Origin of the sequence: Parazoarcus communis SWub3 = DSM 12120, from assembly GCF_003226565.1 — a bacterium.
GTDB classification, from domain to species: Bacteria; Pseudomonadota; Gammaproteobacteria; order Burkholderiales; family Rhodocyclaceae; genus Parazoarcus; species Parazoarcus communis.
In genome coordinates this window covers 1-579 of record NZ_QKOE01000099.1, presented here as the reverse complement: position 1 = coordinate 579, position 579 = coordinate 1, and the positions used below count along the sequence as shown (strand labels likewise).

Below are 579 nucleotides of genomic sequence, written 5' to 3'. Positions count from 1 at the left end.
CTATCTGGTCGATGTGTTGCAACGAGTCAGTCAGCATCCAGCCAGCCGTGTCCACGAACTCACGCCGCGACTGTGGAAGCAACTCTTCGCTGATAACCCGCTGCGCTCGCCTTTGCACAACCTCCGGGCGTAGGCAAGAACGCTGATCAGTTACCGGTTACAGCGCGTCGGTCGTCTGCGTGATGCGGCGCTGCGCATCGAAAGCGCGCGTGGTGGTGTCGGTGACGTCCGTGCGCGGGCCGTTGACCTGGGTGAAGTTGCCCACCCCGTCGTAGGTGAAGGCGGTGGTCAGGTTGAGCTTGCCCGTGCCCGCGTCAGCCACGACCGTTTGCGGGACGTACTTGTTGGCCGCGTTGTAGGTGGTGGTGGTGACCACCGTGCCGCTGGCGGTGTAGTCAGGCCCACCACGGTCCGGTCATTTCCCCAAACCGTGGTGCGTCCCCTATTTCCTCTAGCGCCGCGACACGAGTTGGAAGAACAGGTGTGCGGCAGCTGGCTCGAGCGGCAGGTAGCCCAGTTCATCGATGATCAGCAGTTTCGGCTTTGAGATCTGCAGCAGTTTCTCCTCAAGCCTTCCGT

General features: G+C 62.0%; 2 protein-coding genes. Both read right to left on the bottom strand.

All coding sequences use genetic code 11. From position 1 onward, the window contains the following. Positions 1 to 157: 157 nt before the first annotated feature. Complete coding sequence (locus DNK49_RS23225) at positions 158 to 376, bottom strand: hypothetical protein (RefSeq protein WP_207807112.1); 219 nt, start codon at positions 374 to 376, stop codon at positions 158 to 160. A gap of 75 nt (positions 377 to 451) precedes the next feature. Continuing rightward, positions 452 to 579, bottom strand: a 128-nt coding sequence (locus tag DNK49_RS23220) for an ATP-binding protein (protein ID WP_165843433.1), incomplete at its 5' end; no start/stop codon positions are given.